Annotated in this window: 13 protein-coding genes; 7 read left to right on the top strand and 6 right to left on the bottom strand. The window is 59.8% G+C overall.

The annotated features are described in order from the left end of the window. From ilvN to nepI, 7 genes are all read left to right on the top strand, one after another. Entirely contained in the window at positions 1–288 is a 288-nt protein-coding gene (gene ilvN, locus ACWKXN_RS20125; protein ID WP_033144334.1) for an acetolactate synthase small subunit, read from the top strand. Positions 289–386: 98 nt separating this feature from the next. Then, positions 387–980: a transcriptional regulator UhpA gene (gene uhpA, locus ACWKXN_RS20120; RefSeq protein ID WP_454544257.1), complete on the top strand. Its 594-nt coding sequence runs from the start codon at positions 387–389 to the stop codon at positions 978–980. Beyond that, positions 977–2,482, top strand: coding sequence for a signal transduction histidine-protein kinase/phosphatase UhpB (gene uhpB / locus ACWKXN_RS20115; RefSeq protein WP_447725064.1), 1,506 nt, complete (start codon positions 977–979; stop codon positions 2,480–2,482). Before uhpA ends, uhpB begins: the two co-directional genes overlap by 4 nt. Then, positions 2,475–3,794, top strand: coding sequence for an MFS transporter (gene uhpC / locus ACWKXN_RS20110; RefSeq protein WP_033144332.1), 1,320 nt, complete (start codon positions 2,475–2,477; stop codon positions 3,792–3,794). The genes uhpB and uhpC overlap by 8 nt, the downstream gene beginning before the upstream one ends. Positions 3,795–3,934: 140 nt before the next feature. Continuing rightward, positions 3,935–5,326, top strand: a complete 1,392-nt coding sequence (gene uhpT, locus ACWKXN_RS20105) for a hexose-6-phosphate:phosphate antiporter (RefSeq protein WP_023333957.1) — start codon at positions 3,935–3,937, stop codon at positions 5,324–5,326. A 110-nt stretch (positions 5,327–5,436) separates the two neighbouring features. Then, complete coding sequence (locus ACWKXN_RS20100) at positions 5,437–5,889, top strand: DUF1198 domain-containing protein (protein WP_454544256.1); 453 nt, start codon at positions 5,437–5,439, stop codon at positions 5,887–5,889. A gap of 102 nt (positions 5,890–5,991) precedes the next feature. After that, on the top strand, positions 5,992–7,182 hold the full coding sequence (gene nepI / locus ACWKXN_RS20095) for a purine ribonucleoside efflux pump NepI (protein ID WP_033144329.1): 1,191 nt from the start codon (positions 5,992–5,994) through the stop codon (positions 7,180–7,182). Positions 7,183–7,295: 113 nt separating this feature from the next. Here the strand turns inward: nepI and ACWKXN_RS20090 are convergent, their stop codons facing one another. The 6 genes from ACWKXN_RS20090 to ACWKXN_RS20065 form a co-directional block, all read right to left on the bottom strand. Further along, positions 7,296–8,201, bottom strand: coding sequence for a DMT family transporter (locus ACWKXN_RS20090; RefSeq protein WP_454544255.1), 906 nt, complete (start codon positions 8,199–8,201; stop codon positions 7,296–7,298). Between the two features lie 150 nt (positions 8,202–8,351). Then, complete coding sequence (locus ACWKXN_RS20085; protein ID WP_033144328.1) at positions 8,352–9,731, bottom strand: carbohydrate porin; 1,380 nt, start codon at positions 9,729–9,731, stop codon at positions 8,352–8,354. Between the two features lie 136 nt (positions 9,732–9,867). Further along, positions 9,868–10,170 (bottom strand): PTS lactose/cellobiose transporter subunit IIA, encoded by a 303-nt coding sequence (locus ACWKXN_RS20080; RefSeq protein ID WP_029741865.1) that lies wholly within the window; start codon positions 10,168–10,170, stop codon positions 9,868–9,870. 5 nt (positions 10,171–10,175) lie between these two features. After that, positions 10,176–11,552: a glycoside hydrolase family 1 protein gene (locus ACWKXN_RS20075; RefSeq protein ID WP_058842033.1), complete on the bottom strand. Its 1,377-nt coding sequence runs from the start codon at positions 11,550–11,552 to the stop codon at positions 10,176–10,178. Between the two features lie 17 nt (positions 11,553–11,569). Next, positions 11,570–12,895 (bottom strand): PTS sugar transporter subunit IIC, encoded by a 1,326-nt coding sequence (locus tag ACWKXN_RS20070; protein WP_023309840.1) that lies wholly within the window; start codon positions 12,893–12,895, stop codon positions 11,570–11,572. 11 nt (positions 12,896–12,906) lie between these two features. Then, positions 12,907–13,221, bottom strand: a complete 315-nt coding sequence (locus tag ACWKXN_RS20065) for a PTS sugar transporter subunit IIB (RefSeq protein ID WP_023333974.1) — start codon at positions 13,219–13,221, stop codon at positions 12,907–12,909. Positions 13,222–13,312 lie beyond the last annotated feature (91 nt).

The following is a 13,312-nucleotide window of genomic DNA, read 5'->3' as shown; positions in this document are numbered from 1 at the left end:
ATGCAGAAACAACATGATAACGTCATTCTGGAACTCACCGTCCGCAACCACCCTGGCGTCATGACCCACGTCTGCGGGCTCTTTGCCCGCCGGGCGTTTAACGTGGAAGGCATTCTCTGTCTGCCGATTCAGGGCAGCGAGCACAGCCGCATCTGGCTGCTGGTCAACGACGACCAGCGTCTGGAGCAGATGATGGCGCAGATCGACAAGCTGGAAGACGTCACCAGAGTGGCGCGCAACCAGTCCGATCCCACCATGTTTAACAAAATTGCGGTGTTTTTCGAATAAATCGCTTAAGGTAAGCGCCCTGGTCGGCCTGCAGGCGTCGCGCTTGCAGGCCGGATAAGCGCAGCGCCATCCGGCGTTTTCAGACCGCAGGAACACACATGACCACCATCGCTCTCATCGACGACCACCTTATCGTCCGCTCCGGCTTTGCCCAGCTTTTAAACCTCGAACCGGATTTTCAGGTCGTGGCCGAGTTTGGCTCCGGTCGCGAGGCGCTGGCGGGCCTGCCGGGGCGCGGGGTGCAGGTCTGTATCTGCGACATCTCGATGCCGGATCTCTCCGGGCTGGAGCTGCTAAGCCAGCTGCCGAAAGGGATGGCGACGATCATGCTGTCGGTCCACGACAGCCCGGCGCTGGTCGAGCAGGCCCTCAACGCGGGCGCGCGCGCCTTTCTCTCCAAGCGCTGTAGCCCCGACGAACTGATCGCCGCCGTGCGAACCGTCTCCACCGGCGGCTGCTATTTAACGCCGGATATCGCCATCAAGCTGGCGGCCGGACGTCAGGATCCGCTCACCCGACGCGAGCGCCAGGTGGCTGAGAAGCTCGCGCAGGGGATGTCGGTGAAAGAGATTGCCGCCGAGCTGGAGCTGTCCCCGAAAACCGTGCACGTCCACCGCGCCAACCTGATGGAAAAACTCAACGTCAGCAACGACGTCGAGCTGGCGCGCCGCATGTTTGACAGCTGGCAATGAGTTCCGCTTTTTCACGGCTGATCGCCGTTGTCGCCAGCTTTTTTATCTTCTCCGCCGCCTGGTTTTGCCTGTGGAGCATCAGCCTGCACCTGGTGGAACGCCCGGAGCTGGCGGTGCTGCTGTTTCCCTTCGGCCTGCGTCTGGGGTTAATGCTCCAGTGTCCGCGCGCCTACTGGCCCGTTTTGCTCGGTGCTGAATGGCTGATGCTGGTCTGGCTGGCGCAGGAGGTTGCCCTCGCGCACCTGCCCTTATTGATGACCGGAAGCCTGCTCACGCTTCTCCCGGTTGCCCTCATTTCCCGCTACCGCCACCAGCGCGACTGGCGCACTCTGCTGCGGCAGGGGGCGGCGCTGATGGCCGCCGCGCTGCTGCAGTCGCTTCCGTGGATCGGCGAGAAGGAGATGCTCAACGCCCTGCTGCTGACCCTCACCGGCGGCCTGACGCTCGCGCCAACCTGTCTGGTGATCTGGCACTACCTCACCAGCACCGTCTGGCAGCCTCTCGGCCCGGCGCTGGTTTCCCAGCCGGTGAACTGGCGCGCCCGGCACCTCATCTGGTATCTGCTGCTGTTTGTGGTGAGCCTGTGGCTCCAGCTTGGCCTGCCCGCCGAGCTTTCTCGCTTCACGCCGTTTTGTCTGGCGCTGCCGATTATCGCCCTGGCCTGGCACTACGGCTGGCAGGGGGCGCTGATCGCCACGCTGATGAACGCCATCGCGCTGATCGCCAGCCAGACCTGGCACGATCACCCTGTGGATTTACTGCTTTCCCTGCTGGCTCAGAGCCTGACCGGGCTGCTGCTCGGCGCGGGCATTCAGCGCCTGCGCGAGCTGAACCAGTCCCTGCAAAACGAGCTGGCGCGCAACCGTCGTCTGGCGGAGCGTCTGCTGGAAACCGAAGAGAGCGTGCGGCAGGAGGTCGCCCGCGAGCTGCACGACGATATCGGCCAGACCATCACCGCTATCCGCACCCAGGCGGGCATTGTCCAGCGCCTGGCGGCGGAAAACGCGGGCGTGAAGCAGGGCGGGGCGCATATCGAACAGCTTTCTCTGGGCGTCTATGATTCCGTTCGACGCCTGTTAGGACGGCTGCGCCCGCGCCAGCTTGACGACCTTACGCTGGAGCAGGCGGTGCGTTCCCTGATGCGCGAGATGGAGCTGGAAAGCCGCGGAATAGTCAGCCATCTCGATTGGCGCATTAACGAATCTACGCTCAGCGAAGGCCAGCGCGTGACGCTGTTCCGCGTCTGTCAGGAAGGGCTTAACAATATCGTCAAGCACGCCAGCGCCAGCGCGGTTACCATCCAGGGCTGGCAGCAGGACGACAGCCTGAAGTTGATAATTGAAGACGACGGCTGCGGCCTGCCGCCGGGTTCCGGCCAGCAGGGCTTTGGCCTGGCGGGCATGCGCGAGCGCGTGAAGGCGCTGGGCGGCACGCTGAACCTCTCCTGCACCCACGGGACGCGCGTCAGCGTCAGCCTGCCGCTACGGAGTTACCATGTTTAAAACCCCTGCCAGCGCCGCGCCGATTGGCGATAAAGCGGAAATCGACGCCCGCTACCGCTACTGGCGTCGCCATATCCTGATGACCATCTGGCTCGGCTACGCGCTGTTCTACTTCACCCGCAAAAGCTTCAACGCCGCCGCACCGGAAATCCTCGCCAGCGGCGTGATGACGCGCACCGATATCGGCCTGCTGGCGACGCTGTTTTACATCACCTACGGCCTGTCGAAGTTCTTCTCCGGCATCGTCAGCGACCGCTCCAACGCGCGCTATTTCATGGGCGTTGGGCTGATCGCCACCGGGGTGGTGAATATCCTGTTTGGCTTCTCGACGTCGCTTTGGGCCTTTGCCCTGCTGTGGGCGCTGAACGCCTTTTTCCAGGGCTGGGGCGCGCCGGTCTGCGCCCGCCTGCTCACCGCCTGGTATTCGCGCAACGAGCGCGGCGGCTGGTGGGCAATCTGGAACACCGCGCATAACGTCGGCGGGGCGCTGATTCCGATGGTGGTGGGGGCGGCGGCGCTGCACTACGGCTGGCGCGCGGGGATGATGATTGCCGGTGGCCTGGCGATAATTGCCGGGCTGTTTCTCTGCTGGCGCCTGCGCGACCGGCCGCAAACCGTCGGCCTGCCTGCGGTGGGCGACTGGCGGCACGACGAAATGGAGATTGCCCAGCAGCAGGAGGGCGCGGGGCTGACCCGCAGGGAGATCCTCACCAAGTACGTGCTGAAAAACCCTTACATCTGGCTGCTGTCGCTCTGCTACGTGCTGGTCTACGTGGTGCGCGCGGCGATCAACGACTGGGGCAACCTGTACATGTCCGAGACGCTCGGCGTGGATCTGGTGACCGCCAACTCGGCGGTGACGATGTTCGAACTGGGCGGGTTTATCGGCGCGCTGGTGGCGGGCTGGGGCTCGGACAAGCTGTTCAACGGCAACCGTGGCCCGATGAACCTGATTTTCGCCGCCGGGATTTTGCTCTCCGTCGGCTCGCTGTGGCTGATGCCGTTCGCCAGCTACGTGATGCAGGCGGCGTGCTTCTTCACCACCGGATTCTTCGTGTTTGGCCCGCAGATGCTGATCGGCATGGCGGCGGCGGAGTGTTCCCACAAAGAGGCGGCAGGCGCGGCGACGGGCTTTGTCGGGCTGTTTGCCTACCTCGGCGCATCGCTCTCCGGCTGGCCGCTGGCGCGGGTGATCGACGTCTGGCACTGGAGCGGTTTCTTCGCGGTGATCGCCATCGCGGCGGGGATTTCCGCGCTGCTGCTGCTGCCCTTCCTGCACGCGCAGGCGCCGCGCGAGGTGAGCGAAGCGTGATGCGTCTCACCTTTTCACCCCGAATGGCGCAAAACCAGGAAATTTTCCCGGTTTTACCTGGACGCTGTCTCAGGCATCTCTCCCGGCTGATTTTTACAATGCCTGCCATTCGCAGGTAAAAATCAGCTCAGGAGCAAACCATGCTGGCCTTCCTCAACCAGGTGCGCAAGCCGACCCTGGATCTGCCGCTCGACGTGCGGCGCAAGATGTGGTTCAAACCGTTCATGCAGTCCTATCTGGTGGTCTTCATCGGCTACCTGACCATGTACCTGATCCGCAAAAACTTTAACATCGCGCAGAACGACATGATCTCAACCTACGGGCTGAGCATGACGCAGCTGGGGATGATTGGCCTGGGCTTCTCCATCACCTACGGCGTGGGTAAAACCGTCGTTTCCTACTACGCGGACGGCAAAAACACCAAGCAGTTCCTGCCGTTTATGCTGATCCTCTCCGCCATCTGTATGCTCGGCTTCAGCGCCAGCATGGGCGCGGGCTCCGTCAGCCTGTTCATGATGATCGCCTTCTACGCCCTGAGCGGCTTCTTCCAGAGTACCGGCGGGTCGTGCAGCTATTCCACCATCACCAAATGGACCCCGCGCCGCAAGCGTGGTTCGTACCTCGGCATGTGGAACATCTCCCACAACCTCGGCGGGGCGGGGGCGGCAGGCGTGGCGCTGTTTGGCGCAAACTACCTGTTCGACGGCCACGTGATCGGCATGTTTATCTTCCCGTCGATTATCGCCCTGATTGTCGGCTTTATCGGCCTGCGCTACGGCAGCGACTCCCCGGAATCTTACGGCCTCGGCAAAGCCGAAGAGCTGTTCGGCGAGGAGATCAGCGAAGAGGACAAAGAGACCGAAGAAAACGAGATGTCCAAATGGCAGATCTTTGTTGAGTACGTGCTGAAAAACAAAGTGATCTGGCTGCTGTGCTTCTCAAACATCTTCCTCTACGTGGTGCGTATTGGTATTGACCAGTGGTCGACCGTGTATGCCTTCCAGGAGCTGAAGCTCTCTAAAGAAGTGGCGATTCAGGGCTTCACCCTGTTCGAAGTGGGCGCCCTGGTCGGCACGCTGCTGTGGGGCTGGCTCTCCGATCTCGCCAACGGCCGTCGCGCGCTGGTGGCCTGCGTCGCGCTGGCGCTGATTATCGCCACGCTCGGCGTCTACCAGCATGCCAGCAACCAGTACGTTTACCTGGCGTCCCTGTTCGCGCTCGGCTTCCTGGTGTTTGGTCCACAGCTGCTGATCGGCGTGGCGGCAGTCGGCTTCGTACCGAAAAAAGCGATCGGCGCCGCCGATGGGATTAAAGGCACCTTCGCCTACCTGATCGGCGACAGCTTCGCCAAGCTGGGTCTGGGGATGATCGCCGACGGCACGCCAATTTTCGGCCTCACCGGCTGGGCGGGCACCTTCGCGGCGCTGGATGCGGCAGCCATCGGCTGTATCGTCCTGATGGCGATGGTAGCGGTGCTGGAAGAACGTAAAATTCGCCGTGAGAATCGCGCGCAGAAATTAAAAACAGCCTGAGTGTGCAGGTAACTTCTTTGCCCGGTGTGTGATGCCGGGCTTTTTTATGCCTGTCGCTGTCGACGCCCTGCGTTTCCCGCTATGATGAGCGGCAATTCATAGGAGAACGCATGGTCTGGATAATGCTGGCAACGCTTGCCGTGGTGTTTGTGGTGGGATTTCGCGTCCTGACCTCAGATTCCCGCCGCGCCATCAAACGTTTGAGCGAGCGTCTGGGGATCACCCCGATGCCGGTCGAGTCGATGATCGACCAGTTCGGTAAAACGCCCGGCAATGAGTTTATCCGCTACCTTGAGCGACCCGACGAGGCGCATCTGCAAAACGCTGCGCAGGTGCTGCTGATCTGGCAGGTTTGCATTGTCGACGGCAGCGAGGAGAACCTGCACGCCTGGCACCGCATTCTGCGTAAAGCCCGCCTTGCCGCACCCATTACCGATGCGCAAATTCGTCTGGCGCTTGGCTTCATGCGCGAGATGGAGCCCGATCCGCAGGAGCTAAACGCTTTCCAGCTTCGCTATAACCAGCTCTTCCTGCCGGAAGAGGGCGTGTTTTACCTGCACTGATCCCCTGTAAAAACGACAAAAGTTGTCAAATCGTTAAATCCGTCACACTTTTGATGATAAACTGCGCGACTTTTCCGCACGTTTTTATCTTCAGGTGACGCCATGACAGAACATATCCAGCCCACGACCAGACCGCAGACCAAAGAGGTTTCTCGCCCCAACTGGTCGGCCGTTTTCGCCGTGGCGTTCTGCGTCGCCTGCCTGATTACCGTTGAATTTCTGCCGGTGAGCCTGCTGACGCCGATGGCGCAGGATCTGGGCATTTCCGAGGGCGTGGCGGGGCAGTCCGTTACCGTTACCGCCTTCGTGGCGATGTTCGCCAGCCTGTTTATCACCCAGGTGATTGGCACCATCGACCGCCGCAAGGTGGTCATTCTGTTCAGCGTGCTGCTGACGCTCTCCTGCCTGCTGGTCTCCTTCGCGGAAAGCTTCACCCTGCTGCTGCTGGGGCGCGCCTGCCTGGGGCTGGGATTAGGCGGTTTCTGGGCGATGTCGGCCTCGCTGACCATGCGCCTGGTGCCCGCGCGGACGGTGCCAAAAGCGCTTTCCGTTATCTTCGGTGCGGTCTCTATCGCGCTGGTGATTGCCGCGCCGCTCGGCAGCTTCCTCGGCGGGATTATCGGCTGGCGTAACGTCTTTAACGCGGCGGCGGTGATGGGCCTGCTCTGCATCATTTGGGTGTGGAAGGCGCTGCCGTCCCTGCCGGGCGAAGCGGCGCACCACAAACAGAACATGTTCGCGCTGCTGAAGCGCCCCGGCGTGCTGGCGGGGATGACCGCCATCTTTATGTCCTTTGCCGGGCAGTTTGCCTTCTTTACCTACATCCGCCCGGTGTTTATGACCATGGCGGGCTTTGACGTGGACGGCCTGACGCTGGTGCTGCTGAGCTTTGGTATCGCCAGCTTTGTCGGCACCTCGCTGTCTTCCCAGTTCCTGAAACGCTCCCTGAAGGTGGCGCTGGCGGGTGCGCCGCTGGTGCTGGCAGCGAGCGCGGCGGTGCTGGTGCTGTGGGGCAGCGATAAGTGGGTGGCGTCTGCCATCGCGATTATCTGGGGGTTGGCCTTTGCCCTGGTGCCGGTGGGCTGGTCGACGTGGATCACCCGCACGCTGGCCGATCAGGCGGAAAAAGCCGGGTCGATTCAGGTGGCGGTGATCCAGCTGGCGAACACCTGCGGCGCGGCCATTGGCGGCGTGGCGCTCGACCATTTGGGGCTGACGTCACCTCTGGTGATCTCCGGCACGCTGATGCTGCTGACCGCGCTGCTGGTGGCGGGGAAGGTTAAGGCGAAGTAAGTCAATTTCCCCCCTCACCCCGGCCCTCTCCCCAAAGGGGCGAGGGTGAAAAGACAGCACCGAGCCGTCCCCTCTCCCCTGTGGGGAGAGGGTTAGGGTGAGGGGACATCAGGCTACGCCGATGTCTGAACCCGTCTTCTCGAATCCATTGAAATCAACACTACCGACGACACAATCAATAGCGTCCCCAGCCAGTCCGGCAGGGTGAACGCCACTCCCAGCAAAATCACCGACAGCAGCGCGCTGCTCAGCGGCTCGGCGCAGCTCAGAATGCTCGCCTTCGGCCCGCCAATCATCTGCGCGCCTTTCAGATACAGGCTGAACGTCAGCGCCGTGCCAATCACCACCAGGTAGAAAAACGCCAGCAGCAGGCTGCCGTCAATCACAAAGGTGGTCCCGCGCCCGGCGTAGAACGGCGCCAGCATTAGCCCGGCGATCAACATACTCCAGCCGACAATCGGCAGCGTGCCGTAGCGGGCGATCAGCGTTGACGGATAGGTGGTGTAAAACGCGGCGGCAAACGCCGAGGCGATGCCGAAGAACAGCGCGGCAGGCGAGATGGAGAGCGAGGTTGGGTCGCCGTGGGTGACCAGCAGAAACGTACCGACAAGCGACGTCATGATGGCCGACAGCACAAACACGCCGGGGCGCTTTTTCCGCGCCAGGGCGAACCAGGCCACGATAATGGTCGGCGAGAGAAACTGCAGCACGGTAGCGGTGGCTGCGTTGGATTTCTCAATCGTCAGCAGGAAGGTGAGCTGCACGGTGAGCGCGCCGACGAGTGAGAAAATCAGCAGGCTGAGGGCGTCTTTGCGATGTTTGATGACCGAGAAAATCTTATCGCCGTGCACGAAAGAAAGCGTCAGCAGGATCACGCCGGTAAACAGCAGGCGAACCATGGTCAGGTAAGGCGAAGAAATGTGGCTTTTCTCCATGATGTACTGCGCGCAAACGCCGGAACTGCCCCATAAAACGGCGGCGATCAGGACGTTTAGCATCCCTTTACGTGTGGAACCCATTTTCTCCCCTGCGATGTTGTCGTTAATTCGGTCAACAGCATAGCATGGTTGCGTGCGGCCTGATGCCCTCACCCCGGACCGTACACCCACGTGGAGAGGGAGCAAACACTAAAAAAGGCAACTTGCGTTGCCGTTTTGCTTCTACCTTGCTTAGAACCACGCCTCCCACATCGCGCCGACGTTGAAGTCGTCGAGCGTTTCGTCTTTGGTGTTGTTCACGCGCGCGGTGCGTTCGTTATCCACTTTGCCGCCGGTCACGTAGAAGCGCAGCATCGGGCGGAACTCCGGCCCCATGGCGATAGACATGTTCTGGGACAGGGTCAGCTTCCAGCCCTTGTTGTCGCCGCCGTTGTCGTAATCCACGTGCTGCCAGCCCGCTTCCAGCCAGGTGGAGTGAACGTCGTTCCACCAGTGCATTGGTCGCACGATGGCGTTGTAGTTTTTGCGGTTGTCGGTCTTATCGCGGCTGTTGTCGTAGTCGTGGAAGGCGAGGATGTACTCCACCTGCGTGGCCTGGGTGAATTTGTACAGCCCTTCGAAGCTGGCGTAGACCGTGGTCAGATCCTCGGTTTTGTTGAACACGCTGTTGTCCGCGTTATCGGAGTAGCGGGCGATCACCTTGTTCACGCCGCTGTCGTTGGTGTGGCTCAACACCACGCCGCCCTGCCACGCGTTCAGACGCTCGTCGCTCTCCACCGCTTTGGAGTCAAAGCCGTAGTTGGCGTACAGCTCCATGTCGATCGGGCCAAGCTTCATGCCGTGGATTTTTGAGGTCGCGGCGTAGTTGCCTTTGTCGCCCGTGCCGGAACCGCCGGTACAGGTGATGCGCGACGGGTTGGCTTCATCTTCCATCACTTCCGGGCTACAGGATTCCACCGCCGCGACGGCGGCCACGTCGAACTGCACGCCGCCGATGTCGAAGTTTTTTACCCCGGCGCCCTGGCCGTCGTGGTTCATCCAGAAGTAGTCGTTGATGCCCTGCTGCGGACGCTGGTGGAAGTCACGGCCTGCCCAGAAATAGGCGTTCGGGTTGGAGGCCATAATGTTGGTCACCCCCGCGTAGGCTTTTTTCAGGTTAACTTCGTCGCCCCAGTGATCGATCATCACGTTAACGTCCCAGATGGCGCCGTTTTCACCCTTAAAGGCCTTGGAGAGCTGGAATTCCCCGCCGTTGCCTTCGTTGCCCAGACGACCAATGGCGGACGCGCCGTTGTATGAACCGTCCACCGCGACGTATTTCTGATCGGCGGCCTGGAAGTGCGCGCCGTAGCGGGCGTAGCCGGTAAATTTAATTCCGAACGGGATCGCCATGTCCGGAGATTGCGCCGCGCTTTGCGGCTCGGTCACCACGTCCGCTTTTTTCGCGACCGCCGCATCCATTTTGGCCTGACGTTCGGCCAGGGCTTTATCCACCGCTTTCGCCACAATGGCGTCGATTTGCTCCTGGGTGAATTCCTGTGCGAGCACGGAAATTGGGCAAAGCGCGGCGATAACCGCCATGGTTAATGGAAGTTTTTTAATCGTATTCATGGTTATCTCAATATAGTTTAAATTTATTCAGACAATAACCATCCCGCTCCGATCTGACAGAGTATGTCGCTATCATCAGAACAAGTGGATCTCTATTTAGGGTACAGAGGTATTACAGTAATTATTTCGCCATAGACTATCTCTGATATAAATGAATAATTTCTTCGGATAATTCACGCGCTAATAAGGAATTCATTAAGTGATCCTGCGCGTGCACCATAATTAACGTCATCGGCTGGCGGCCTTCGCCCGCATCCTGCTCGATCAGTTTGGTCTGCATCTTGTGCGCCTGGCGCGCGTAGCCGTCGGCTTCGCGCAGCAGGCTTTTGGCTTCGTCAATGTTGCCCTGACGCGCCGCGTGCAGCGCTTCAAAGCACAGGCTGCGGGACTGTCCGGCATTGACGATAATTTCCATTACGGCTTCTTCTAATGCGATCATCATCATTACTCTTTTTCAAAACTATTATTTAACGCGGTAGCGGCAAACCACTCTCCGCTTTTCTTAATGGTGCGTTTCTGCGTCGCTAAATCGAGCTGGATAAATCCGTAGCGATTTTTATACGCGTTGCACCACGACCAGTTATCAATAAACGTCCACATATGGTAGCCGAGACAATTGCACCCTTCGCTAATACCCTTATGTAGCCAGGCTAAATGTTCGGAAATAAACTCGATGCGGTATTGATCGTTAATCTGGCCATTTTCAATAAAACGCTGCTCGTTTTCGACGCCCATGCCGTTTTCAGAAATAAAGCAGCGAGGGTTGCCGTAATTGTCGCGCAGGTTAACCAGAATATCGTAAATACCCGGCTCGTAGATTTCCCAGCCGCGGTACGGGTTCATCTTGCGGCCCGGCATCTCGTAATTATCGAAGAACCACTCCGGCATAAACGGCGCCTGCGGGTTCACCGCGCTGTCGCGACACTTCACGCGACGCGGCTGATAGTAGTTCACGCCGAGCAGGTCGATTTTCCCTTCCGCAATCAGGAAGCCGTCTTCCGGTTTACAGGCGGGTAATTGATCGCAGGATTTCAGCAGCGCTACGAGATCTGCCGGGTATTCGCCGCGCAGGACCGGGTCAAGGAAGCTGCGGTTAAACATCAGATCCGCGATGTGCGCCGCCTTCACGTCTGCCGGGTTCTGCGAGCGCGGGTACGACGGCGTCAGGTTTAGCACGATGCCAATCTCCCCCGCGTAATGTCCGGCGCGGTAGGCCTGGACCGCCTTCGCATGGGCCAGCACGGTGTGATACGCCACGGTGGCTGCCCGACGAAAATCCACCACGTTCGGGTAGTGGAAATCGTAGAGATAACCGCCTTCCACCGGCACGATCGGCTCGTTGAAGGTAAACCAGTGCAGCACGCGATCGCCGAACAGCTCAAAGCAAATCTGCGCATAGCGGGCGTAGGCGTCCACCACGTCGCGGTTTTCCCAGCCGCCGATCTCCTGCATCGCCATCGGCATGTCGAAATGGAACAGGGTCATAAACGGCGTGATGCCCTGTTCATTCAGCTCATCAATGACCTGATTGTAAAAATCGACCGCTTCCGGGTTCACTTCACCGATACCGTCGGGGATCAGGCGCGCCCAGCTAATCGAGGTGCGAAAGCTGTTGTGGTTCAGCTGCTTTAACAGCTGAATATCCGTTTTCCAGTGCTGATAAAACGTGGAGGTCTGCTGCGGCCCCACGCCGTTGTGAAAACGGTTCGGCTCGCGGGCAAACCAGTAATCCCAGGTGGTTTCCCCCTCTCTTGCCCCTTCCGTCTGGAGAGCGGAGCTTGCGCTGCCCCACCAGAAGTTATCGGGAAATGCGTATTTCATGACTCTTCCTCTTTGACTTAATTGCTGGCGGTCTCGGCGGCGCCGACGGTTGCCTGGGCCTTCTGCTCTTCGTTTTTGATGAGCGTACGCTCATAGGCGCGCAGGAACGGCAGGTACATCAGCGCGGACATCACCATACAGACCAGGCACATCACCACCGGGCTCAGCGCCCAGTTTGCCGCCCACGAGGCGCCAATCGGTGCAGGGGTGGTCCACGGGGTCAACGAGACGACCTGCGCCAGCCAGCCGAGTTTGGTTGCCGCGTACGCCAGGCAGGCGTTGACCAGCGGAACGAACACGAACGGGATAAACAGCATCGGGTTCATGATGATCGGCGCGCCGAACAGAATCGGTTCGTTGATGTTGAAGAAGCTTGGCACCACGCCCATTTTGCCGATGGTGCGCAGGTGGGTAACGCGGCTGCGCAGCAGCAGGAACGCCAGCGGCAGCGTGGAGCCTACGCCGCCAATCAGCAGGTAGTGATCCCAGAAGCCCTGGAGGTAAACGTGCGGCAGCGCCGCGCCGGCCGCCAGCGCCGCCTGGTTTGCGGAGAGGTTCGCCATCCAGAACGGGTTCATGATGCCGGTGACGATCAGCGAGCCGTGAATACCGGCGAACCAGAAGATCTGACACAGCAGCACGGAGAGCAGAATGGCGGGCAGGGAGTCAGACGCGGACACCAGCGGCTCCAGCAGGTGCATGATCGCCTGCGGTATGATCATTCCGGTCTGCGCTTCGATGAACAGGTTCAGCGGGTGAAGCGTGCCGATCACCACCATCACCGGGATCAGGATCTCAAACGAGCGCGCCACGCCGGTTGGCACTTCCTTCGGCAGGCGAATGGTCACGTTGTTCTGCTTCAGCCACGCGTAAACGCGGGTGGCGTAAATGGCGGTGATCAGGGCGGTGAAGATGCCCTGGCCGGAGAGATACTGGGTCGAGATTTTGCCGTCGGCATAGGGTGCGGCGACCAGCAGGAAGGCCATAAAGGCCAGCAGGCCGGACATCACCGGGTCGAGATTGAACTGACGCCCCAGGCTCGCCCCAATTCCCACCGAAATGAAGAAGGTCATCACGCCCATGCTGAGGTTAAACGGCAGCATCAGCTGTTCGCGATAGGTCTGGGAGAAATCCAGCCAGCCGCGGGCAAAGCTGTTGGTGGTATCCGCCGAGAAAGGCGGGAAGATGAACACCAGCATAAACGAGCCGATGATCATAAACGGCAGCGCGGCGGTAAAGCCGTCGCGGATGGCAATCACATACTTTTGCTGGCCCAGCTTGGCGGCCAGCGGGGTAATTGACTGCTCAATCACCGCGACCATGGATTGATATAACGAACTCATGTGAACACCTTTTAGTGTGCCGCTTCGATGAGCGACAGAGCATAGTCCAGTACTTTATCGCCACGCTGCATGCCGTAGTCCATCATGTCGATGGGCTGCACCGGAATGCCTTGCGTCGCCGCCTTGTCTGAGAGTGTCTGTAACATGTATTTCACTTGCGGTCCGAGAAGGACAACCTGGTATTGCGGAAACTGCGTATCAAATTCGGAAACACCGTACGCATCAATCTTCACCGGCAAACCACGCTCTTTCGCGACATCGACCATTTTGCTGACCAACAGGCTGGTGGACATCCCGGCAGAGCAGCACAGCATAATCTTGAACATCGACAACCATCCTCTAAATGTAAAAAGTTATTGCGAGGTTGATTGGACATTATACGGAAACCGGTTTCCATTCATAAAAGACAGAAGTGTG

This window comes from Enterobacter sp. UPMP2060 (assembly GCF_053709655.1).
This window is presented reverse-complemented; position numbering and strand designations above follow the sequence as displayed.